This window comes from Micromonospora arborensis (genome assembly GCF_003205615.1).
GTDB classification, from domain to species: domain Bacteria; phylum Actinomycetota; class Actinomycetes; order Mycobacteriales; family Micromonosporaceae; genus Micromonospora; species Micromonospora arborensis.
In genome coordinates this window covers 79,077-100,865 of the sequence record NZ_PYBV01000001.1, presented here as the reverse complement: position 1 = coordinate 100,865, position 21,789 = coordinate 79,077, and the positions used below count along the sequence as shown (strand labels likewise).

Annotated in this window: 13 protein-coding genes and 2 pseudogenes; 9 read left to right on the top strand and 6 right to left on the bottom strand. The window is 70.5% G+C overall.

What is annotated here, in order from left to right; all coding sequences use genetic code 11:
* Window positions 1-120 precede the first annotated feature (120 nt).
* From C7C45_RS00480 to mce, 3 genes are all read right to left on the bottom strand, one after another.
* Window positions 121-1,383, bottom strand: a complete 1,263-nt coding sequence (locus C7C45_RS00480) for a DivIVA domain-containing protein (RefSeq protein ID WP_110561598.1) — start codon at window positions 1,381-1,383, stop codon at window positions 121-123.
* A gap of 325 nt (window positions 1,384-1,708) precedes the next feature.
* A complete protein-coding gene (ccrA, locus tag C7C45_RS00475; protein WP_110561712.1) occupies window positions 1,709-3,064 on the bottom strand; it encodes a crotonyl-CoA carboxylase/reductase in 1,356 nt (451 codons plus the stop codon).
* Window positions 3,065-3,502: 438 nt separating this feature from the next.
* Entirely contained in the window at window positions 3,503-3,976 is a 474-nt protein-coding gene (mce, locus tag C7C45_RS00470; protein WP_110561597.1) for a methylmalonyl-CoA epimerase, read from the bottom strand.
* Window positions 3,977-4,038: 62 nt separating this feature from the next.
* Here mce and C7C45_RS00465 point away from each other — a divergent pair, with 62 nt between their 5' ends.
* From C7C45_RS00465 to C7C45_RS00425, 8 genes and pseudogenes are all read left to right on the top strand, one after another.
* The gene (locus C7C45_RS00465) at window positions 4,039-5,238 is read left to right on the top strand and encodes an acetyl-CoA C-acetyltransferase (RefSeq protein ID WP_110561596.1); all 1,200 of its coding nucleotides are present in this window, start codon (window positions 4,039-4,041) and stop codon (window positions 5,236-5,238) included.
* Window positions 5,235-6,239: a methylmalonyl Co-A mutase-associated GTPase MeaB gene (gene meaB, locus C7C45_RS00460; RefSeq protein ID WP_110561595.1), complete on the top strand. Its 1,005-nt coding sequence runs from the start codon at window positions 5,235-5,237 to the stop codon at window positions 6,237-6,239. Before C7C45_RS00465 ends, meaB begins: the two co-directional genes overlap by 4 nt.
* A gap of 369 nt (window positions 6,240-6,608) precedes the next feature.
* Window positions 6,609-7,004 carry a DUF3224 domain-containing protein gene (locus C7C45_RS00450; protein WP_110561594.1) on the top strand — a complete coding sequence of 132 codons (396 nt, stop codon included), beginning with the start codon at window positions 6,609-6,611 and terminating at the stop codon, window positions 7,002-7,004.
* A gap of 295 nt (window positions 7,005-7,299) precedes the next feature.
* Entirely contained in the window at window positions 7,300-7,713 is a 414-nt protein-coding gene (locus C7C45_RS00445) for an Asp23/Gls24 family envelope stress response protein (protein ID WP_110561711.1), read from the top strand.
* Window positions 7,714-7,846: 133 nt separating this feature from the next.
* On the top strand, window positions 7,847-8,257 hold the full coding sequence (locus tag C7C45_RS00440) for an Asp23/Gls24 family envelope stress response protein (RefSeq protein WP_110561593.1): 411 nt from the start codon (window positions 7,847-7,849) through the stop codon (window positions 8,255-8,257).
* A gap of 237 nt (window positions 8,258-8,494) precedes the next feature.
* Window positions 8,495-10,183: a coenzyme B12-dependent isobutyryl-CoA mutase large subunit gene (gene icmA / locus C7C45_RS00435; protein ID WP_110561592.1), complete on the top strand. Its 1,689-nt coding sequence runs from the start codon at window positions 8,495-8,497 to the stop codon at window positions 10,181-10,183.
* 238 nt (window positions 10,184-10,421) lie between these two features.
* Complete coding sequence (locus C7C45_RS00430; RefSeq protein ID WP_110561591.1) at window positions 10,422-11,345, top strand: tetratricopeptide repeat protein; 924 nt, start codon at window positions 10,422-10,424, stop codon at window positions 11,343-11,345.
* A 66-nt stretch (window positions 11,346-11,411) separates the two neighbouring features.
* A pseudogene (locus C7C45_RS00425) lies at window positions 11,412-12,410 on the top strand (arginase family protein); the annotation flags it as partial.
* Window positions 12,411-13,295: 885 nt separating this feature from the next.
* Here the strand turns inward: C7C45_RS00425 and C7C45_RS00420 are convergent.
* On the bottom strand, window positions 13,296-15,260 hold the full coding sequence (locus tag C7C45_RS00420; protein ID WP_110561589.1) for a penicillin-binding transpeptidase domain-containing protein: 1,965 nt from the start codon (window positions 15,258-15,260) through the stop codon (window positions 13,296-13,298).
* A 288-nt stretch (window positions 15,261-15,548) separates the two neighbouring features.
* Between C7C45_RS00420 and C7C45_RS00415 the strand changes: the two genes are divergently transcribed.
* Window positions 15,549-20,633, top strand: coding sequence for an NAD-glutamate dehydrogenase (locus C7C45_RS00415; protein ID WP_110561588.1), 5,085 nt, complete (start codon window positions 15,549-15,551; stop codon window positions 20,631-20,633).
* 73 nt (window positions 20,634-20,706) lie between these two features.
* Here C7C45_RS00415 and C7C45_RS00410 read toward each other — a convergent pair whose 3' ends face one another.
* Window positions 20,707-21,411, bottom strand: coding sequence for a class F sortase (locus C7C45_RS00410; RefSeq protein WP_110561587.1), 705 nt, complete (start codon window positions 21,409-21,411; stop codon window positions 20,707-20,709).
* 1 nt (window position 21,412) lies between these two features.
* Window positions 21,413-21,789 (bottom strand): annotated as a pseudogene (locus C7C45_RS34675) (hypothetical protein); the annotation flags it as partial.

Below are 21,789 nucleotides of genomic sequence, written 5' to 3'. Positions count from 1 at the left end.
GAGCTACTTCACTCGGTTTTCGACGGGGGTTACCAGGAGCTGGGAAACGCACACGGCGCGAGGTTGCACCGGTTACCCGGTGTCACCTCGCGCCGTCGATGCCCCATCTGACGCCTCGCGTCAGCCAGCGGTCTCCGCCGGCACCCGCTCCTGACCGCCATCGGCCTTCTTGGCTTCCGGCTTGGCCGCCGGGGCTGCCGCCGCCGGCATTCCCGGGACGATGCCGGCCAGCCCGGAGAGCATCTGACCCAGCTGCGAGGTGACCGCGTCCTTCTGCCGGGTGAGGTCCTCGACCTCGCGGCGGGCGGCCTGCGTGGTCAGCTCCGCCTCGGTGCGGGCCTCGGTGAGCAGACGCTGCGACTCGGCCTTGGCCTCGTTGAGCGTCTTCTCGGAGTGCGCCTTGGCCTTGTCCACCGTCTCGGCGGCGTTGCGCTCCGACTCGACCCGCCGAGCCTCGGCGCGCTGCTCGATCTCCTTGGCCCGCTCCTGCGCGGCCCGGGCACGCTGCTCGGCCTCGCTGACCATCTTCTGGGTCTGCGCGACCTGGGCGGCGTGCCGCTCGGACTCCTCGCGCTCGGCCTTCTCGCGTCGCTCGGCCAACTGGAGCTCCAGAGCCTGGAGGTCCTTGTCGCGCTTGTCCCGCGCATCGGTCAGCAGCTTGGTCGCCTCGGCGCGCTTCTCCTCAGCCTCGCGGGCGGCCTTCGCCCGCTGCTGGGTGATCTCCCGCTCGGCGGTGGCCCGGAGGGTGGCGACCTCCCGCTCGACTGTCGACTTCAGCTCGGCCACCTCGTGCGCGGTGACGGTACGTAGCTGCTTGGTCTCTCGGTCGGCGTCCGCGCGCAGCGTGTCAGCCTCACGGCGGGCCTGCACCCGAACCTCGGCGGCCTCGCGCTCGGCGGCCGTGCGCAGGTTGCCCGCCTCGCGCTCGGCACTGGCCTTCATGGCCGCGGCCTCGGCACGCGCCTTGTCGGTGATCTCGCGGGCCTCGAGGCGGGCGGCGGAGAGGATGCCCTCCGACTCGCGCTTCGCCTCGTTGCGGTGATCGTTGGCCTGCTCCTCGGCGAGCCGGAGGATCTGCTCGACGCGGGTGCCGAGCCCGGAGAGGGTGGGTCGGCTGTTCTCTTCGAGCTGCTTGTTCGTGTCGGTGAGCTTCTGCTCCAGCGCACTCATGCGCTGCTCGGCCTGGCGGAGCCGACGCTGGGCGTCGTTCATCCGCTGCTCGGCCTCGGCACGGGCCTGCTCGGACTGGGTCAGCGCGGCGGTCATCCGGCCGAGGAAGTCATCGACCTGGTGAGTGTTGTAACCGCGCAGGCCGACGGTGAAGTCTGGCTGCGAGTTCGCGTTATCGAAGAACGCGAGAGGGGAGGACTGCTGCTGGGGCATTGGGACATACTGGCAGACGCCCCAGGGTGCTTCGCAAGAGCGGTGCGAAGCTTTCGTGCCCTCTTTACATGGTCAACTGCCGCGCTCCGCAGGGCGGGACCAATCGGCGATCTTGGCAGGTCCCGGGCGGGTCGGACGCCACGCAGCGTGACGCGGAAAAGGGCCCCGGGGTTACCCCGAGGCCCTTTGTTCGATCCGGGTGGGTTTTCCGCTAATGGGAGCGGAAGAACAATGCCCGATCACCGCATTGGCCATCGAGCGTTCATCCGTCCGGCCGGTCGGTGCGGGTCGCCGCTGGTCGGTGCTTCCGTGCCGGCGGTGCCGGTCAGTGCCCCCGGAACCGGTTGATCGCGTCCTCGTGCTGGGCCCGCAACTCCCCGTCGCGTACGCCCAGCCCGTCGGTGGGTGCGAGGCAGCGCACGCCGACCTTGCCCTGGTGGGCGTTGCGGTGCACCTCGTACGCGGCCTGACCGGTCTGCTCCAACGAGTAGGTGCGGGACACCGTCGGGTGCACCTTACCGAGCGAGACCAGGCGGTTGGCCTGCCACGCCTCGTGATAGTTGGCGAAGTGGCTGCCGATGATCCGCTTGAGGTGCATCCAGAGGTAGCGGTTGTCGTACTGGTGCTGGAAGCCGCTCGTGGAGGCGCAGGTGACGATCGTCCCACCGCGCCGGGCCACGTAGACGCTGGCGCCGAACGTCTCCCGGCCGGGGTGCTCGAAGACGATGTCCGGATCCTCGCCACCGGTCAGCTCGCGGATCCGCTCGCCGAAGCGCCGCCACTCGTCCGGGTCCTGGGTCTCCTCGTCCTTCCAGAAGCGGAAACCTTCGGCCGCCCGGTCGATGACCAGGTCCGCGCCCATCTTGCGGCACAGCTCGGCCTTCTCCGGCGAGGAGACGACGCAGACCGGGATCGCGCCGCCGCCGAGCGCCATCTGGGTGGCGTACCCGCCGAGGCCGCCGGAGGCGCCCCAGATCAGCACCACGTCGCCCTGCTTCATGTTGGCCCCGTGGTGCGAGACGAGCTGCCGGTACGCGGTGGAGTTGACCAGCCCGGGGCTGGCCGCCTCCTCCCAGCTCAGGTGCCGCGGCTTGGGCATCAGCTGGTTGGCCTTGACCACGGCCAGCTCGGCCAGCCCGCCGAAGTTGGTCTCGAAGCCCCAGATCCGCTGCTGCGGGTCGAGCATGGTGTCGTCGTGCCCGGCCGCGTCCTCCAACTCGACGGAGAGGCAGTGCGCCACCACCTCGTCGCCGGGCGCCCACCGGGTCACCCCGGGGCCGGTACGCAGCACCACGCCCGCCGCGTCCGAGCCGACCACGTGGTACGGCAGATCGTGACGGCGGGTCAGCTCGGAGACCCGGCCGTAGCGCTCAAGGAACCTGAAGGTGGGCAGCGGCTCGAAGATGCTGGTCCACACCGTGTTGTAGTTGATCGCGCTCGCCATCACCGCGACCAACGCCTCGCCCGGTGCCAGCTCCGGCGTCGGCACCTCCTGCACGTGCAGCGACTTGCGCGGGTCCTTGTCCCGGGTGGCCATGCCGTCGAACATCCGGGCCTCCTCGGCGCGGACCACCACGCCCCGGTAGCTCTCCGGAACGGGCAGCCCGGCGACACCGGCGAGCTCGCGGTCCGGATCGTTCGATTCCTCCGCCGCCATGATCGCTTCGAGGATGTCCTGCACGGTGACCTCCGGTTCATCCGCACCCGCACGGGCCCGGGTGCTGCCATCGTCGGCGCCGGTGGGGCACGACCGCCATGTCGGCATTCGACACATCCGGCACCGGTCACGCTCCTGTGGGGCCGGACGTTACTGAACGGTAGCTAAACCGGGAAGTCCTCTGTGAAAAACTGCATCGGCCGATGCGTGAAGGTGTCCGGCCACCCCGCCAACCGCGCACTGACGTGCTCGCGGGCCGGTGGTGGGTGGCGGGCGGATGGCCGCCGAGGTTGATCCACTCAATGTCGGCGATGTGGCGGTATCCAGCCGTGGGGACACCGCCACGTCGGCGATCTGGAGTCGATCACCGCCCGCCGGGCGTACGGCCCGCCGGCCGCGCGGCCTCTTGGGGTGCGCGACGGGGTCGATGACCGAGCGAGGGTCGGGCGCGGCGGTCGGGTGTCAGTGGTCGGCGGCGGGCTCGACGAGTTCGACGAGGACGCCGCCGGCGTCCTTCGGGTGCACGAAGTTGATTCGCGAGTCCGCGGTGCCGCGCCGCGGTGCGTCGTAGAGCAGCCGCATCCCTCGCGCGCGCAGGGCCGCGCAGGCCGCGTCGATGTCCACCACGGTGTACGCGACCTGCTGCACGCCCGGCCCGTTGCGGTCCAGGAACTTGGCGATCGTCGACTCCGGGGTGAGCGGTGCGAGCAGTTGCACGCAACCCCCCTCGGTGGTCGGTCCGACGGCCAGCATCGCTTCCCGGACGCCCTGCTCAGCGTTGGTCTCGACGTGTACGCAGCGCATCCCGAACGTCCGCTGGTAGAAGTCGATGGCGGCGTCCAGGTCGGCCACGGCGATCCCGACGTGGTCAATTTTGCGAAGCCCGATGTCTGTGACGTAGTCCGCACCGGGCTCGGCGGGGGAGTTCTCAACCATGGCGCTAGTCTGACCGAACAATCGTTAAGGCGTACAGCTCGGCACCCCCCTCGGAGGCAGGCATGGCTTCGGTGATCGTCAGCGGCGCGCGAACCCCGATGGGGCGCCTGCTGGGTAACCTCAAGGACCTTCCGGCCACGAAGCTCGGCGGGATCGCCATCAAGGCGGCGCTGGAGCGCGCCGGGGTCAGCCCGGAGCAGGTCCAGTACGTGATCATGGGGCAGGTGCTGCAGGCCGGCACCGGTCAGATCCCGGCGCGGCAGGCCGCCGTCGAGGCCGGCGTGCCGATGTCCGTGCCGGCGTTGACCATCAACAAGGTCTGCCTCTCCGGTCTGGACGCGATCGCCCTGGCCGACCAGTTGATCCGTGCCGGCGAGTTCGACATCGTGGTGGCCGGCGGCATGGAGTCGATGACCAACGCCCCGCACCTGCTGATGGGCCAGCGCACCGGCTACAAGTACGGCGACGTGGTGGTCAAGGACCACATGGCGCACGACGGGCTGAGCGACGCCTGGGACTGCTGTTCGATGGGCGAGTCGACCGAGCGGCTCGGCACCAAGCACGGCATCTCCCGTACCGAGCAGGACACCTTCGCCGCGGCCAGCCACCAGCGGGCCGCCGCCGCGCAGAAGAACGGCTACTTCGCCGAAGAGATCGTCCCGGTGGTGATCCCGCAGCGTAAGGGCGACCCGCTGGTGATCAGCGAGGACGAGGGCATCCGCCCGGACACCACCGTCGAGTCGCTCGCCAAGCTGCGTCCCGCCTTCGCCAAGGACGGCACCATCACCGCCGGCAGTTCTTCGCCGATCTCCGACGGCGCCGCCGCGGTGCTGGTGATGAGCAAGGCCAAGGCCCGGGAGCTGGGGCTGACCTGGCTGGCCGAGGTCGGTGCGCACGGCAACGTGGCGGGCCCGGACAACTCCCTGCACTCGCAGCCGTCCAACGCGATCGTCCACGCCCTGAAGAAGGGCGGCCTGAGCGTCGGGGACCTGGACCTCGTCGAGATCAACGAGGCGTTCGCCCAGGTCGGTGTGCAGTCCACCCGTGACCTCGGCATCAGCCCGGACAAGGTCAACGTCAACGGCGGCGCAATCGCGCTGGGACACCCGATCGGCATGTCCGGGGCGCGTCTCGTCCTCACCCTCGCCCTGGAGCTGAAGCGGCGCGGTGGCGGCACCGGCGCGGCGGCGCTCTGCGGTGGCGGCGGGCAGGGCGACGCGCTGATCATCCACGTTCCGGGCAAGGTCGAGAAGGCGCAGTGAGCGAAGCGGCTGAGCACGTCCTGCCAGCGGGCGCCACGTCGGTGCGCCGCAGTCGGGACGTACCGCTGCTGGTCGAGCGGGCCCGCGCGGGTGACCCCCGCGCGGTGGCCCGGCTGATCACGTTGGTGGAGAACGGCGACGCGCTGCTGCCGGCGATCGCCGCCGCGTTGGCGCCGTACGCCGGGCAGGCCCAGGTCGTGGGGCTGACCGGTTCGCCCGGGGTGGGTAAGTCGACCACCACCAACGAGCTGGTCCGCGCGCTGCGGGCGCAGGGTCACCGGGTCGGTGTGCTGGCGGTCGACCCGTCCAGCCCGTTCACCGGCGGCGCGATCCTCGGTGACCGGGTGCGGATGCAGGACCACGCCACCGATCCGGGCGTCTACATCCGGTCCATGTCCAGCCGGGGGCACCTCGGCGGGTTGGCCGCGGCGACACCACAGGCGGTCCGGGTGTTGGAAGGCGCCGGCTGTGACGTGGTGCTGGTGGAGACCGTCGGTGTCGGACAGGCCGAGGTGGAGGTCGCCTCGCTGGCCGACACCACGCTCGTGTTGCTCGCCCCCGGCATGGGTGACGCGATCCAGGCGGTCAAGGCCGGCATCCTGGAGATCGCCGACGTGTTCGTGGTCAACAAGGCCGACCGGGACGGCGTCGACGCCACCGTCCGTGACATTCAGGGCATGATCGCCCTCGGCGAGCGCGGCCCGGGGCAGTGGCGACCGCAGGTGGTCCGCTCGGTCGCCGCCCGGGGCGAGGGCATCGACGACATCGCCGCCGCGATCGACAAGCACCGGGGCTGGCTGGTCGAGCACGGCGAGCTGCGCCGCCGCCAGGAGGCGCGAGCCGCCGCCGAGATCGAGGCGATCGCGCTCGGCACCCTCCGCGCCCGGATCGGCTCACTGCGCGACGGTACGGAGTTGGCCACGCTCGCCACCAGGGTTGCCGAAGGCGCCCTCGACCCGTACACGGCGGCAGACGAGCTGCTCGCCCAACTCGCTCGCTAAGCGGTCAACGCTCGAAGTCCTCGGGGGTTGACCAGGTAGTCGGACGTCCAGAAGACGCGTTTCGCGCTGGCGTAGGGCTCGGTGGCCATAACCTGGGTGACCAGGTTCATGAAGGGAACGATGCCGGTCTTCGGCTTGCGTCTGCGCGGCGATCGAGGCGTTGGAGTGACCCCGGGCCGCCAGCAGCACAATGGTTGCCCGCTGCCGGGCCTCGTTCAGTTCCTCGTCGACATGCGACGGACATCGACGCTCTGTCGCCCCTCCGCCGAAAGCTCTGAGCAGGGCTTCCGGGGCTCACCGTCCGGGGAATGTCAGTGCCGTGTGCAAGGCTGCTCCGCGATAAATGCGATCAAGATGTGAGGGTGCGGAATGAGCACGAAGGCTAGCGGAACATTTGACGTCACATCATTCGAGCCGGAGGTGCTCGACGAAGGTCCGGGGGCCGCGTTTGGCCGGGTGCGGCTCACCAAGACCTTCCAGGGCGGCCTGGCCGGCATCAGTACGGTGAACATGCTGTCGGTGGCCGACATCGAGGGCAGCCCCGCTGCTTATGTCGCCGTGGAGCGATTCACGGGAGAACTCGACGGCCTCAAGGGCTCGTTCGTCCTCCAACACAGCGCACCCGGCAGCCACGGTGAGCAACTCGCGATCCGCGTCGTCCCGGGAACGGGCTCCGGTGACCTCACAGGGATCGTGGGAGCTCTCGAGATCATCCAGTCTGACGACGGCAGCCACTCCTATGTCTTGGAGTACACACTGGCCTGACGCATCCGGCGTCGCCGTCCTCGCCATTCCCTCTCTCCTCGCGTCAACCCCGAAGGACGTCGAGCGTCGAACCACTAAGCGAAAGGACGTCCATTCCGGACGTAGTAACCCGATGCCGGCGCACGTTCGGAACCCGCCACTCGTGCGGTCGATCGGCTGCGGCGTGACGCGCGCCCGGAAGCGAAGATCGCTCCGGTTTTAGTAGGCTCGCGGCGCGTGGCCGGAAGCTAGGCGCCGCGCAGCGGGCTGACGAATCGGTCGGCCCACATGCTTCGGGACCAGGGGAGATGTGATCATGACGGACGCGGTGGAGAACGCCGGTGGAGTGCAGCCCGCGGCAGGCGCGGCCCGGGGCGTCACGTCGGTTTCCGACGAGGTAGTGGAGAAGATCGCTGGAGCCGCCGCTCGTTCGGTGCCTGGTGTCGCCGATCTCGGTGGTGACGTGGCCCGGTTCTTCAACAGCCTCCTCGACAAGGTCGGGCTGGACGAGGCGGGCGACGCCCGTCGGGGCGTCTCGGCCGACGTGAAGGGCGGCTCAGCCGTCATCAACGTGGTCCTGGTGATCGACTCCGGGCACGTCGTGGCCGACGTGACCGAGGCGGTGCGGTCCGCAGTGATTGAGGCAGTGGAGAAGTACGGCCTGACGGTCACCCAGGTCAACGTCACAGTGGACGACATCGAGCTGAACCAGCCGGCGGCCGGAGCCTGAGGCGTCAGCGGCCCGAGCCCGAGCCCGAGCCTGAGCCTGAGGCGTCAGCGGCCCGACGGCGCAAGGGCTGTCGGGCCGTCCGTTGGCCGTCAACCGGGCACTGCCCGGTGGCACGAGGAGTAGGGGAGTGACTGTGGACCACGAGGCGACGCAGGAGCTGACCACGGCGTCGGTGCCGGCTGGCGGGACGACGCACGTCGCGGACGAGGTGATCGAAAAGATCGCGGTCGCGGCGGCCCGAGCGGTGCCCGGAGTTGTCGAGTTGGGCGGGGACGTCGCCCGGTTCTTCAACGCGGTTCTCGACCGGGTTGGGCTGGATCAGGTGGGCGACGCCCGGCGGGGTTGCTCTGCCCACGTGACCGGGGACGCCGCCGTGGTCAACCTGGTGTTGGTGATCCAAGCCGGCCAGCCGGTGCCGGAGATCACCGGCCAGGTGCGTGCCCGGGTCACCGAGGCGGTCGAGGCGCACGGGTTGCGGGTCGACGAGGTCAACATCCGGGTCGACGACGTGGCGATGGGTGGGCCCGCGGTCCCCTCGGCCTGAGGGGCAGCCCCGCACCGGAGCTGCGGTGATCAATTGATGAGAAGTAGGTCGGGAAGGCTTCTGACGCCTACTTTTCATCAATTGATCATGGTGGTAGCGGTGGTCACGGGCCGACGGGACCCACAGCGAGTCAGCGACCGACTCACGTTACCCACGGGTACGAACTGACTTAGCGATCGTTCAGGTGAGGGCTCTACACTCGACGTGCAGTCGAGGACCCGAGGAGGAGCCCTGCTCATGGACGCCGACGAAATCGACGCCGGAAGGGCACGCTGGCAGGCCCGATACGACGCCGCGCGCAAGCGGGACGCGGACTTCACCACGCTGTCCGGAATGCCGGTGGAGCCGGTCTACGGGCCACCGGAGGGCAGCGCGTACCCGGGCTTCGAGCGGATCGGGTGGCCGGGCGAGTACCCGTACACCCGGGGTTTGTATCCGACCGGCTACCGCGGGCGGACCTGGACGATCCGGCAGTTCGCCGGCTTCGGCAACGCCCAGCAGACCAACGAGCGTTACAAGATGATCCTCGGCGCCGGCGGCGGCGGCCTCTCGGTCGCGTTCGACATGCCGACCCTGATGGGCCGCGACTCGGACGACCCGCAGGCGCTCGGCGAGGTCGGCCACTGCGGCGTCGCCATCGACACCGCCACCGACATGCAGGCGCTCTTCGACGGCATCGACCTGGCCGACGTCACCACCTCGATGACCATCTCCGGCCCGGCCGTGCCGGTGTTCTGCATGTACCTGGTCGCCGCCGAGCGGCAGGGCGCCGACCTGTCCAAGCTCGACGGCACCCTGCAGACCGACATCTTCAAGGAGTACATCGCGCAGAAGGAGTGGCTCTTCGACCCGGAGCCGCACCTGCGCCTGATCGGCGACCTGATGGAATACTGCGCCGTCGAGATTCCGCGCTACAAGCCGTTGTCGGTCTCCGGCTACCACATCCGCGAGGCCGGATCGACCGCCGCGCAGGAGTTGGCGTACACCCTGGCGGACGGTTTCGGGTACGTCGAACTGGGCCTCTCCCGCGGGCTGGACGTGAACGTCTTCGCGCCGGGCCTGAGCTTCTTCTTCGACTCGCACCTCGACTTCTTCGAGGAGATCGCCAAGTTCCGCGCCGCCCGCCGGATCTGGGCCCGCTGGCTGCGCGACGTCTACGGCGCGACCAGCGAGAAGGCCCTCTGGCTGCGGTTCCACACGCAGACCGCCGGGGTGTCGCTGACCGCGCAGCAACCGGTCAACAACGTCGTACGCACCGCCGTCGAGGCCCTCGCGGCGGTGCTCGGCGGCACGAACTCGTTGCACACCAACGCGCTGGACGAGACCCTGGCGCTGCCGACCGACGAGTCCGCCGAGATCGCCCTGCGTACCCAGCAGGTGCTGATGGAGGAGACCGGCGTCGTCAACGTTGCCGACCCGCTCGGCGGCTCCTGGTACGTCGAGGCGCTGACCGACAAGATCGAGGCCGAGGCCGAGGAGATCTTCGCCCGGATCCGGCAACTCGGCGGGGAGGGGCCGCACCAGATCGGCCCGATGACCTCGGGCATCCTGCGCGGTATCGAGGACGGCTGGTTCACCGGGCACATCGCCGAGTCGGCCTTCGTCTACCAGCAGGCCCTGGAAAAGGGCGACAAGAAGATCGTCGGGGTCAACTGCCACACCGGTACGGTCGCCAAGGAGCTGGAGATCCTGCGCATCTCGCACGAGGTGGAGCTGGAGCAGCGTCGGGTGCTCGCCGAGCGCAAGGGCGCCCGGGACGAGACTGCGGTCCGCGCGGCGGTGACCCGGATGGTCGAGGCCAGCCGCACCGACGAGAACATGATCCCCGCCATGCTCGACGCCGTCCGCGCCGAAGCCACCCTCGGCGAGATCTGCGACGCCCTGCGCGCCGAGTGGGGCACCTACCGCGAACCAGCCCGCTTCTGATCCCACCCCCCGCCCTCCCCCACCCCCCGCCCCCCGCCCCCCACCCCCGCCCTCCGCCCTCCGCCCTCCGCGATCTTGCACTTGCTGTCCCGGCAGACGGCGCGAATGCCGCGTTTCGACGGCAGAAAGTGCAAGATCGCGGGGGTCTGGGTCGGGTCCGGGATGGCGGGGTGAGAGTTGCAACGTCGGGGTTGCGGGTGACCTGAGATCGCGGGCTGACGTGCGAGACTAGGTAACCATGAGCGACCCACGGATCACCTCGTCGATCTTCACCCGCGGCGCGGTCGACCTCAGCACGCTGCGTGGCCCCGCACCAGCCAGTACCCGCCCCGGCACACCCCCGCAGGGTGGCCCGTCCAACGGCACCCCCGGCACCCCCACCGCCGGCGGTGACACCGCCATCGTCGACGTCACCGAAGCGACCATCCAGTCCGAGGTGCTCGAACGGTCGATGGCCATGCCCGTCATCGTCTTCTTCGGCGCGGCCGGCTTCCCGGAGAGCGACGAGTTCGCCCCGGTCCTGGAGCGGCTGAACGCCGAGGGCGCCGGCACCTGGGTGCTGGCCCGGGTCGACGTGCAGGAAAATCCGCGAATCGCCCAGATGTTCCGGGTTCAGGGCATCCCCATGGTCTACGCGGTCGTCGGCGGTCAGCCGGTCGACGCCTTCTCCGGAGTGGTGCCCGAGGCGCAGCTGCGGCAGTGGATCCAGGCTGTACTCAAGGCCGGCGGTGTGGCGGTCGCCGAGCCGGAGGACCCCCGCCTCGACGAGGCCGACGACGCGCTGATGAGCGGCGATCTGGACGCCGCCGAGCAGGCGTACCGGAAAATTCTGGCCGATGCCCCGGCGGACGCCGCGGCCACGGCGGGGCTGGCCCAGGTCGGGGTGGCCCGCCGGGTGGCCGGCGCTGACCCGGCCGCCGCGCTGGCCGCCGCCGAAAGTGCCCCCGACGACGTGGCCGCCCAGCTGCTGGCCGCCGACATCGAGGTGCTCAGCGGCCTGGCCGAGCAGGCGTACGCCCGGCTCGTCGGTCTGGTCCGGCGCACCGCCGGAGAGGACCGCGAGACGGTCCGCCAGCACCTGGTCTCGCTCTTCTCCATCGCCGGCCCAGATGACCCGGCGGTCGCCTCGGCACGCCGGGCCCTGGCCAGCGCCCTGTTCTGAGTTCGTAGCACGCCAGCGCGGGCCGGCGTTCCGGCCGGCCCGCCCGACCATCGAGGACGGGAGCTCATGATGCGCCGGATCGCCGTCCTCGACGCGCCGACAAATCTCGGTCTGCGGCCGCCGACGTCCACATCGGTCCCTGGTTGCGCCAAAGCGCCCGGCGCGCTGCGCGACCACGACCTGCTCGCCCGGCTGCGTGCCCGCGACGCCGGTTGCGTCACCCCAGCCCGGTACGACCCGGGCGACTGGCGTCCCGGCGACGGGGTTTGCCATGCCCGGGAGATCGCCGACTACTCGCTTGCCCTCGCCGAACGGATCGGCTCGATCATCGACCGGGGTGAGTTCCCGGTGGTGCTGGGCGGCGACTGCTCCGTGCTGCTCGGCTCGGCGCTTGCCATGCACCGCCTCGGTGAGGCCGTCGGCGGGCGGATCGGGTTGGTCTTCGTCGACGGGCACTCCGACTTCCGGCATCCCGGCAACGCCTCCTATGTCGGCGCAGCCGCCGGTGAGGACCTGGCCCTCGTCACCGGGCGCGGGCAGGCCGACCTCGCCGCGCTGGAGGGACGCCGGCCCTACTTCCGCGACATCGACGTGGTGGTGCTCGGCATCCGTGCGCAGGACGAGTACCGGCTCGACCTGCAGGCCGCCGGGATCACCACTCGGCCGGTGCCCGCACTACGCGCCGAAGGCGCTGCCCGGACGGCCCAGTGGGCGCACGAGCAGCTCGCCGACTGCGCGGGCTACTGGGTGCACATCGACGTGGACGTGCTCGACCCCGCGGTGATGCCCGCCGTGGACGCCCCCGACCCGGGCGGGATCGCCTTCGCCGAGCTGGAGATCCTGCTCGCCGGCCTGGTCGACACCCCGCACTGCCTCGGCGTCGAGCTGACCGTCTTCGACCCCGACTACGACCCGGACGGCTCGTACGCGGCCGAGATCGTCAACACCGTGGTTGCCGGCCTGGCCCCGGTCACCGCCCCGGAAGCGGTGCCGCCCCGACTGCTGTCGGCCCGGCCGACCCCCAACCCGAGGCGCGGCAACGGTCGGGCCACATCCGCCACCGAACGATCCAACGGTCCGCGTACCGCGCCCATTGACAAGTCGCAGTACGTCGAGGCCGCCTCGCCCGACTTCCCCGTCGACGCCGGCCCGCCCGCCGAGGCCGGGGTGCGGTCGGTCGAGCAGTTCGGTGGGTCTTCGGGCGTGCGGTCGGTCGAGCCGCTCGGTGGGTCTTCCGGTGTGCGGTCGGTCGAGCCGCTCGGTGGGCCTGCGGCGGATCCGTCGGGTCTGCGATCGGCGGAGCCGACTGGCGACGTCGACGTGGCGGGCCGGCTGTCCCTTGGCGGCCTGGCCCCCGCGAAGTCGGACCCGCTCGGCATCCTCGGGCCGGTGCGCTCCGGGCCGGCCGGCGTCGCGGCCGCGGTCGAGCGCGAACCGGTGGGCCCACCCGCGTCGGCCGGCCCCGGCCTGTTGCGGCGGCCGTCACCGACACCGCCCGACGCCGACCACCCCGACGCCGACACGGCCTGAGCCGCCTCGCGACGCGCGCCGCCTCATGGCGCACGCCGCTTCGCGCCGCCTCATGGCGCACGCCGCCGCGTGTCCCGCTTGATCGTCACCGTGTCGGCGATGTGGGGGTGTCTGGCGGCGTGGATGCCGCCATGTCGGTGATCTGGTGTTGATCACCGTTCGGCTGTCGTTGATACCGGTGCCGCTGCGTCCCGTGCCGCCGCCGTATCCCGCTTGATCGACACCGTGTCGGCGATGTGGGGGGTGTCTGGCGGCGTGGATGCCGCCACTTCCGCGATCTGGTGTCGATCACCGCGCTGCCGTCGCTGACACCCCGCCGGGCGGTTGCTGGCACCGGCTTGGGCCGGTGCTGACAGCCGCACGGGCTGTCTCTGGCACCGGCAGGGTTCTGCGTTCTTCGGCGTTTGTGTGTCGGGTCGGTCAGGTGGTGGGGAGGGCCCGGAGGAAGCGCTCGGCGATCGGGACGGCTGACGCCGTGCTGGCGCCGCCCTTCTCCACGAACACGGCGAACGCCACATCGCCCCGCCAGCCGACGAACCAGGCGTGGGTGTGGGCCGGGTTGTCGTCGTACTCGGCGGTGCCGGTCTTGCCGTACACCTCGCCTGGCACATCCTTGAGGGTGCTGCCGGTGCCGCTGGTGACCACCTCGCGCATCATGGCGCGCAGCGCCGCGACCGATTCTGGCTTGAGCTGTTCGCCCGCCGGGGCCGGCTTGGCCGGCGCCGGGTCGGTCAGGAGCTTCGGCTGCTCGAACCGGCCTCGGGCGACGGCTGCGGTGGCACCGGCCATGGCGAGGGGGCTGACCAGCGTGGTGCCCTGCCCGAACGAGGCGGCGGCCTGCTCGGCCGGGCTGCCGTTCGCCGACACCTTGCCGGTGAAGGCGTCGATGCCGAGGTCCCATTGACCTTCCAGCCCCAGTGCGCGACCGGCGGCGGCCAGCCCGTCACCGCCCAGCTTGGGTGCCAGCGAGGCGAACGCGGTGTTGCAGGATTTGGCGAAGTCGGTGCGGAACGGCACCGAGCCGAGCTCGAAGTTGTCCGAGTTCTTGAAGGATCGGCCGTCGACGGTGAAGGTCTTCGGGCACGCCACCGGCCCGTCCAGGGTGACCGCCCCCCGGTCCAGTAGGCCCAGGGTGCTGACCATCTTGAACGTGGAGCCCGGCGGCACCTGGGCGGTGAAGGCCAGATTCTCCCCGGCCGGCCCGGGGCCGTTCGCCGCGGCGAGCACCGTGCTGTCGCTGATCCGCACCGCGACCAGCGAGGCTCGGCGTGGCTCGGCACGTAGGGCCCCGTCGGCGGCGTTCTGCACTGCGACATCCAACGTGGTCTTCAACGCCTGCCCGGGCTGCGCCTCCCGGCGGAACAGGTCGGTGCCGGTGGGCTCCAGCTTGCCGCCCTCGGCGGGACGCTCGACCACCACGGTGAGCCCGGTGCCACCACGTAGGCGCTCGTCGTAGCGGCCCTGCAGCCCGCCGTGCCCGACCAGGTCGCCGGCGACGTACCGGTCGGGGTGCGCGGCGATGTCGTCGGCCTGCGCCGGGTCGACCGTGCCGAGCAACGCCCGGGCGAACTCGCGGGTCGGCGCCAGGTCGATCTTGTCGGAGCTGAACTTGGTGCCGGGCAGGTCGTAGATCCGGGACTTGATCTGCAGGTACGCCTCCTCGCGGAGCGACACCACCTCGACGAAGGCGCCCGGCTCGGCCTCGGCGATCCGCGCGGGCAGGTCGGCCAGGTCGACGGCGGGGACCAGCGCCGGGCGGATCGCCTTGAACGCCGCGTCGAGGTCCTTGACCAGCTTCTTCACGTCAGCGACCCCGTTTGGCTGCACACCCACCCGGACCACCGGGCGGGGGGTCACGAGCGGCTGGCCGGCGGCGTCCAGCACCCCGGCCCGGGTGCCGGCGTCGCGGCGCAGCGCCATCCGGTCACCCTTGGTGAGCTGCTCGTGCATCACCCGGGGCTCCCAGATCACCTGCCACTGGTCGTCGTCGCCCTGGGCGAGCCGCACCTCCCGGTCGTACGCCCAGCGGGTCTCACCGGGCAGTTTCCACTCGACCCGGATGGGCGCGGTCGCGATGTCCGCGGTGATCTTCGGCTCGCCGCGACTCGTCAGCGTGGGCGGGGTGGCCGCCAGCTCACCGGAGAGTTCCTTGATCTCGCGGGACACGTCGGCCGACGGCAGCTTGGCGCCGGTCGGGTCGATCAGGCCGACCGCCTGGAGATCGCCGCTGCGCCAACCGGCGAGGAAGGCGTCGACGGTGCGCTGCGGCCCGTCGTCACCCGAGCAACCAGCCAGAACGCCGGCCGTGAGCAGTGCCGCGGTGAAGGCGGCGGCCACACGGCGGACGGGGTTCGGCCGGTGGGGCCGGGGGTACGACAAAGGCATGCAGCTGGTCCTTCCGATCTCGGAGCGCTCTCGCACGGTAGTACGCCAACGCCGTCCTCAACGTCCCCCAGGGAGCGGGCGCGCCTAAAGACGGGCCGGGCCAGTGTGATGAACATCGCGTGGCGGGGTATCCCGCAGCCGGCCAACCTCGTACCCACAACGGGTGAAAGGACAAAGTCCCGATCCGGACGTTTGGTCAGTGGTCCGCCGACGCAGGCGCAGAACGGCAGGGCCTAGGCTGAGCGGCAGAGTGACCCACAACGCGGTGGGTCGAGGGGAGTGGCACCGATGGACCGGCGTCCGGCGATCAAACCGGAACCCGACCTCCGGCAGGATGACTCCGGCCGGGACGACGACAGCTTCGATTCGGCGACCGACGGGGACGGCTACGGCCGACTCGACACGGGAGTCACCGGGCTGACCGGGTCGAGTATCGACACAATCTACGATCTGGGTCTGCCCACCGAGGCGTTGGCCGACGACGTGGAGGACGCCGAGCTCGACGAACCCGTTCCCAACGCGGAGCGCCTGGTGGCCCAGGCTGTCGCGCTCGCCGGGGACGACCACGACGCGGCGACACTTGTCGGCCGTTTCTGGCGGTTCGCCCCGGACGAGGAGCTGGTCGGCTTCACGGCAGAGGAGATGCTCGACGCGGCCCGGGCGCACCGGGATCTCGCCCAGCAGCGGGTGCCTGGCGAATTGAAGCTGCGGATCCACGAGCCGCACGCCGACCAGCACCACACGGTCGTCGAAATCGTCACCGACGACATGCCGTTCCTGGTCGACTCGGTGACCGCGCTGCTCAACTCGTACCACCTGGATGTGCACCTGCTGGTGCACCCGCTGGTGGTGGTGCGGCGTGAGCCGTTGGGCCGGCTCACCGAGGTCTCCGCGGACGTGGAGCCGGACGACGCGATCGCCGGCGACATCATCGAGAGCTGGATGCGGATCGAGATCGATCCGGTCCGGGACGCGGCCGAGCGGGACCGCCTGCGGCGTGAGTTGCAGCGGGTGCTCACCGATGTGCGGGAGGCGGTGGAGGACTGGCCGAAGATGCGTCAGCGTTCCCTCGCCCTCGCCGACGAGCTGGCCTCGGCCCGCACCTCCGACAATCGCCCACCGGTGCCGGAAAAGGACATCACCGACTCGGTGGAGCTGCTGCGGTGGCTCGCCCACGACCACTTCACCTTCCTCGGCTACCGCGAGTACCGGTTGGTGGACGCTCCGGGTGACGACGCCACCGGGGCGGTCGGCGGCAAGGCGTTGGAGGCGGTGCTCGGCACCGGTCTGGGCATTCTTCGGTCTGATGCGCCGGACGCCCGGCCGTTGGCGTCGATGACCCCCGAGGCGCACGAGAAGGTGCTGGAGAAGCGCCTGCTCATCATCACCAAGGCCAACTCGCGTGCCACCGTGCACCGCTCGGCGTACCTGGACTACATCGGGTTCAAGATCTTCAACGAGCTCGGCGAGGTGATCGGCGAGCGGCGCTTCCTGGGCCTGTTCTCCACGGCCGCCTACCGGACCAGTGTTCGCGAGTTGCCGGTGGTGCGCCGCAAGGTGGCCGAGGTGCTGGACCGCTCCGGCCTCAGCCGGCGCAGCCACTCCGGCAAGGATCTGATCCAGATCCTGGAGACCTACCCGCGCGACGAACTGTTCCAGATCAAGACCGACGACCTCTACCACGCGGTGATCGGCGTGCTGCGGATGGCCGGCCGCCGGCAACTGCGGGTCTTCCTGCGCCGGGACGCGTACGGCCGGTTCATCTCCTGCCTGATCTACCTCCCCCGGGACCGGTTCACCACTCAGAACCGGCTCCGAATGCAGGACATCCTGCTGCGTGAGCTGAACGGTGTCGGGGTGGACTACACCACCCGCGTGACCGAGTCGATGCTGGCGCGGGTGCACTTCATCGTCCGCACCGACCCGACCCGGCCGCCCGGCGAGATCGACGCCGACCTGTTGGCCGAGGAATTGGCCGACGCGACGCGACTGTGGGACGACGACTACCGGCTGGTGCTGGAGCGCAAGCTCGGCGACGAGCAGGCCAAGCACCTGTTCACCCGGTACGCCGACGCGTTCCCGGAGGGCTACAAGGACGGGCACACGCCGTACGAGGCGATGAAGGACCTGGCGAAGCTGGAGCTGCTGGAGGAGCCCGGCCAGCTGGAGATGCACCTGTTCCGCAAGCAGCTCGCACCCCGGCCGGGCACCCGGGTGCCCGGTGCTGACCTGGCCGAGGCGATGGACGTCCGGTTCAAGGTCTACCGGTACGGCGAACCGATGATGCTCTCCGCCGTGCTGCCGGTGCTGCACTCGCTCGGCGTCCGGGTGGTCGACGAGCACCCGTACGAGGTGGACCGGATCGACGGTCGGGTCTACCTGTACGACTTCGGCCTCATGCTGCCCGAGGGCCACCACGAGTTGGCCGAGGTGCGCCCGCACGTGGAGAACGCCTTCGCGGCGGCCTGGCGCGGCGAGGCCGAGGTGGACCGGTTCAACGAGCTGGTGCTGCGCGGCGGGTTGACCTGGCGGCAGGTGGTGGTGCTGCGGGCGTACGCGAAGTACCTGCGGCAGGCCGGCACGGTCTTCTCGCAGGACTACATGGAGCAGACCTTCATCGCGTACCCGAAGCTCGCGGCGTTGCTGGTGGAGCTGTTCGAGACCCGGTTCGCGCCGGGCGAGCTCAGCACCGAGCAGCGGCAGCAGCGCAGCGGTGAGCTGGTGGAGACGATCCGGGGTGCGCTGGACGACGTGGCCAGCCTCGACCAGGACCGCATCCTGCGCTCGTACCTGACGCTGATCGAGGCGACCCTGCGGACCAGCTTCTACCAGAAGCGCTCCGACGGGCGGCCGAAGGCGTACGTGGCGTTCAAGCTCGACCCGCAGGCGATTCCGGACCTGCCGGCGCCCCGGCCGAAGTTCGAGATCTTCGTCTACTCGCCCCGTTTCGAGGGTGTGCACCTGCGGTTCGGGCCGGTGGCCCGGGGCGGGTTGCGCTGGTCCGACCGTCGGGAGGACTTCCGTACCGAGGTGCTCGGCCTGGTCAAGGCGCAGATGGTGAAGAACACCGTGATCGTGCCGGTGGGTGCCAAGGGTGGCTTCGTGCTGAAGCAGAAGCCGGGCGACCGGGACGAGGCGGTCGCCTGCTACCAGGAGTTCGTCGGCGCGATGCTGGACGTCACCGACAACATCGTCAGTGGGCAGATCGTGCCGCCCGTGGACGTGGTCCGGCACGACGGCGACGACCCGTACCTGGTGGTGGCGGCCGACAAGGGCACCGCGACGTTCTCCGACATCGCCAACGAGATCTCCACGGCGCACAACTTCTGGCTGGGCGACGCGTTCGCCTCCGGCGGTTCCGCCGGCTACGACCACAAGAAGATGGGCATCACCGCGCGGGGCGCCTGGGAGTCGGTCAAGCGGCACTTCCGGGAGTTGGGTCTGGACACCCAGACCCAGGACTTCACGGTGGTCGGCGTCGGCGACATGTCCGGCGACGTGTTCGGCAACGGGATGCTGCTGTCCGAGCACATCCGGCTGGTGGCCGCCTTCGACCACCGGCACATCTTCCTCGACCCGGAGCCGGACGCGGCCACCTCGTACGCGGAGCGTCGGCGGCTGTTCGACCTGCCCCGGTCCTCCTGGGAGGACTACAACCCGGAGCTGATCTCGGCCGGCGGTGGCATCTTCCCGCGTACCGCGAAGTCCATCCCGATCACGCCGCAGGTCCGGGCGGCGATCGGCCTGGACGACGACGTCGCGCACCTGTCGCCGCAGGAGCTGATGAAGGCGATCGTCACCGCCCCGGTGGACCTGTTCTGGAACGGCGGCATCGGCACCTACGTCAAGGCGTCCACGCAGACCAACGCCGAGGTGGGCGACAAGTCCAACGACGCGATCCGGGTGGACGGACGCAACCTGCGGTGCCGGGTGGCGGGCGAGGGCGGCAACCTGGGCTGGACCCAGCTCGGCCGGATCGAGTACGCGTTGACCGGCGGTCGGATCTTCTCCGACTTCATCGACAACGCGGCCGGGGTGGACACCTCCGACCACGAGGTGAACATCAAGATCCTGCTGAACACCGCGGTGGCCGACGGGGAGTTGACCACGGCCGACCGGGACGAGCTGCTGGCCGGGATGACCGACGAGGTCGCCGAGTTGGTGCTGCGGGACAACTACGACCAGGCTCGGGCGATCAACAACGCCCAGGCCCAGGCCGCCTCGCTGCTCCCGGTGCACCGCCGGATGATCAACGAGTTGGAGCGCTCAGGTGCGCTGGACCGGGCCCTGGAGGCGCTGCCGCCGGACGAGGAGCTGGCGGTCCGCAGCGAGTCCGGACTGACCGCGCCGGAGTTCGCGGTGCTGCTCGCGTACGTGAAGATCGTCCTGGAACGGGAGATCCTCACCGAGGGGTTGGCCGACGAGGAGTGGACCACCGACGTCCTGGTCAACTACTTCCCGACGCCGATGCGTGAGCGGTTCGCCGATCGGATGGGCCGGCACCGTCTGCGCCGGGACATCGTCACCACCGTGCTGGTCAACGAGGCGATCAACCGGGGCGGCATCTCGTTCATCTTCCGGGTGGTCGAGGAGACGGCGGCCAGCGCGGCAGACGTGATCCGGGCCTACGTGGTGGTCAGCGAGGTGTTCGGCCTCCGCGACCTGTGGGACGCGGTCGAGGCGCTGGACAACAAGGTCGCGCCGGAGTTGCAGACAAGTGTCTACCTGGACACCCGTCGGCTGCTCGACCGGGCCGTGCGGTGGCTGGTGTCCAACCGGCGCTCGCCGATCGACGTGCCGGCCGAGATCGCCCGGCTGCGCGACGGCGTCACCCGGCTGCTGCCGGGGCTGGAGGACCTGTTCTACGGCAACGAGCGGCAGGGCATCGCCGCGCACATGGACTCGATGACCGAGCGTGGGCTGCCCCGCGAGCTGGCGGAACGCGCGACCCGGCTGATGTACAGCTTCGGTCTGATGGACGTGGTGGAGACGGCGAACGCCAGCGGGCGGGACGTCAGCGAGGTGGCCTCGGTCTACTTCGTGCTGTCCGACCTGTTCCGGGTGGACTCGCTGCTGTCGAAGATCTCCCTGCTGCCTCGCGAGGACCGCTGGCAGACGTTGGCTCGGATGGCGCTGCGCTACGACCTGTACGCCGCGCTGGCCGCGCTCACCGCGGAGGTGCTCGACTCCACCCCGGAGGACCTGCCGCCACACGAGCGGGTGCAGCAGTGGGAGCAGTCGAACGCGACTTCGATCCACCGCGCCCGGCGGGCGATGGGGGAGTTCGACGAGTCGCGGGCGGATCTCGCCGCCCTGTCGGTGCTGCTCCGCCAGATCCGCACCCTGGTGCGGACCTCCGCGGCTGCCGCCTGAGTCAGGTACGCCGGAAGCGGTCCGGCCGGTCGGGTCACCCCGACCGGCCGGACGCGTTTTCGTTCGTCGCGGGTCACCCCACCAGGCTGGCGAAGACGACCACGTTGTCCTGGTAGCTCTTGGCGGCCTCGTCGAACTGGCCACCGCAGGTGACCACCCGCAGGCTGGGTCGGTCGCTGGGCCCGTACACCAACTCGGTGGGGAAGGCCGTCTTCGGGTACGACTTCACCGAGTCGACCTTGAAGGTGGCTGCCCGGCCGTCGGCCCGCCGCACGGTGACGGTGTCGCCGGGGGTGAGCGCGCCGAGGTCGAAGAAGACGGCCGGGCCGAGCTTCGCCGAGTCCACGTGCCCGACGATTACCGCGTTGCCGGTTTCGCCGGGACTCGCGCCCGGCTCGTACCAACCGGCCTGGTCGGCCTGATCCAGCGGGGGGACCTGGACGGTGCCGTCCGGATTGGTGCCCAACGACATGATCGTCGCGTCGACGCCGATCCGGGGGATCTCGATGCTGGTCGGTGCGGAACGCACCAGTGCGGCCGGCGCATCTCCCTGACCGACCGGCTGCCCGTCGAGCGGCGGAACGGCGGTGGCGGTGCCCGCAGGCCCGGTGACCTCGGGACCGGCCTGGGCCAGCGGCTGCGGCGGGCGGGGAGGGGGCGTGGTCTTCAGGCCGGCGCCGATCATGCCGGCACCGATCATGGCCATGGTGACGACGACGGCCGCGCCGGCGGCACGCCACGGTTTCCCGTGACGGCCGCCGGCCCGTGTCGTCGTCACGTCAGACGAGCGAACCATCGGTCCGCCGACGACGCATCAGCACGATCCCGCCCAGCGCGGCAGCGCCGAGCAGGCCCGCCCCGCCGGTGGCAAGGCCACGGTCGGTGCCGGTGCTGGTGCCACCGTCACCACCGTCGACACCGCCGTGCGGCAGCACGACGAGCTCGCCCTCGCCGCACGAGCCCTTGAGCTCGTAGCGACCCGGCTTGGCGTCCTTGTCGACCTTGGCCTCGCCGTAGTAGACGAACTCCCGCTCCTTCTCCCAGCGGTCCTCGTCCGAGCCGTACTTGTCCTCGTCCTTCGAGTCGCGGCCCTCGGAGCCGTACTCGTCGGAGTCGTGGCCCTTGGACTCCCAGCTCTTGTCCGAGCCGTACTCGT

Coding starts and splice junctions, on each gene's coding strand:
- C7C45_RS00480 (WP_110561598.1), bottom strand. CDS start 1,383: ATGCCCCAGCAGCAGTCCTCCCCTCTCGCGTTCTTCGATAACGCGAAC.
- mce (WP_110561597.1), bottom strand. CDS start 3,976: ATGGTTGAGAACTCCCCCGCCGAGCCCGGTGCGGACTACGTCACAGAC.
- C7C45_RS00465 (WP_110561596.1), top strand. CDS start 4,039: ATGGCTTCGGTGATCGTCAGCGGCGCGCGAACCCCGATGGGGCGCCTG.
- C7C45_RS00450 (WP_110561594.1), top strand. CDS start 6,609: ATGAGCACGAAGGCTAGCGGAACATTTGACGTCACATCATTCGAGCCG.
- C7C45_RS00445 (WP_110561711.1), top strand. CDS start 7,300: ATGACGGACGCGGTGGAGAACGCCGGTGGAGTGCAGCCCGCGGCAGGC.
- icmA (WP_110561592.1), top strand. CDS start 8,495: ATGGACGCCGACGAAATCGACGCCGGAAGGGCACGCTGGCAGGCCCGA.
- C7C45_RS00430 (WP_110561591.1), top strand. CDS start 10,422: ATGAGCGACCCACGGATCACCTCGTCGATCTTCACCCGCGGCGCGGTC.
- C7C45_RS00420 (WP_110561589.1), bottom strand. CDS start 15,260: ATGCCTTTGTCGTACCCCCGGCCCCACCGGCCGAACCCCGTCCGCCGT.
- C7C45_RS00415 (WP_110561588.1), top strand. CDS start 15,549: ATGGACCGGCGTCCGGCGATCAAACCGGAACCCGACCTCCGGCAGGAT.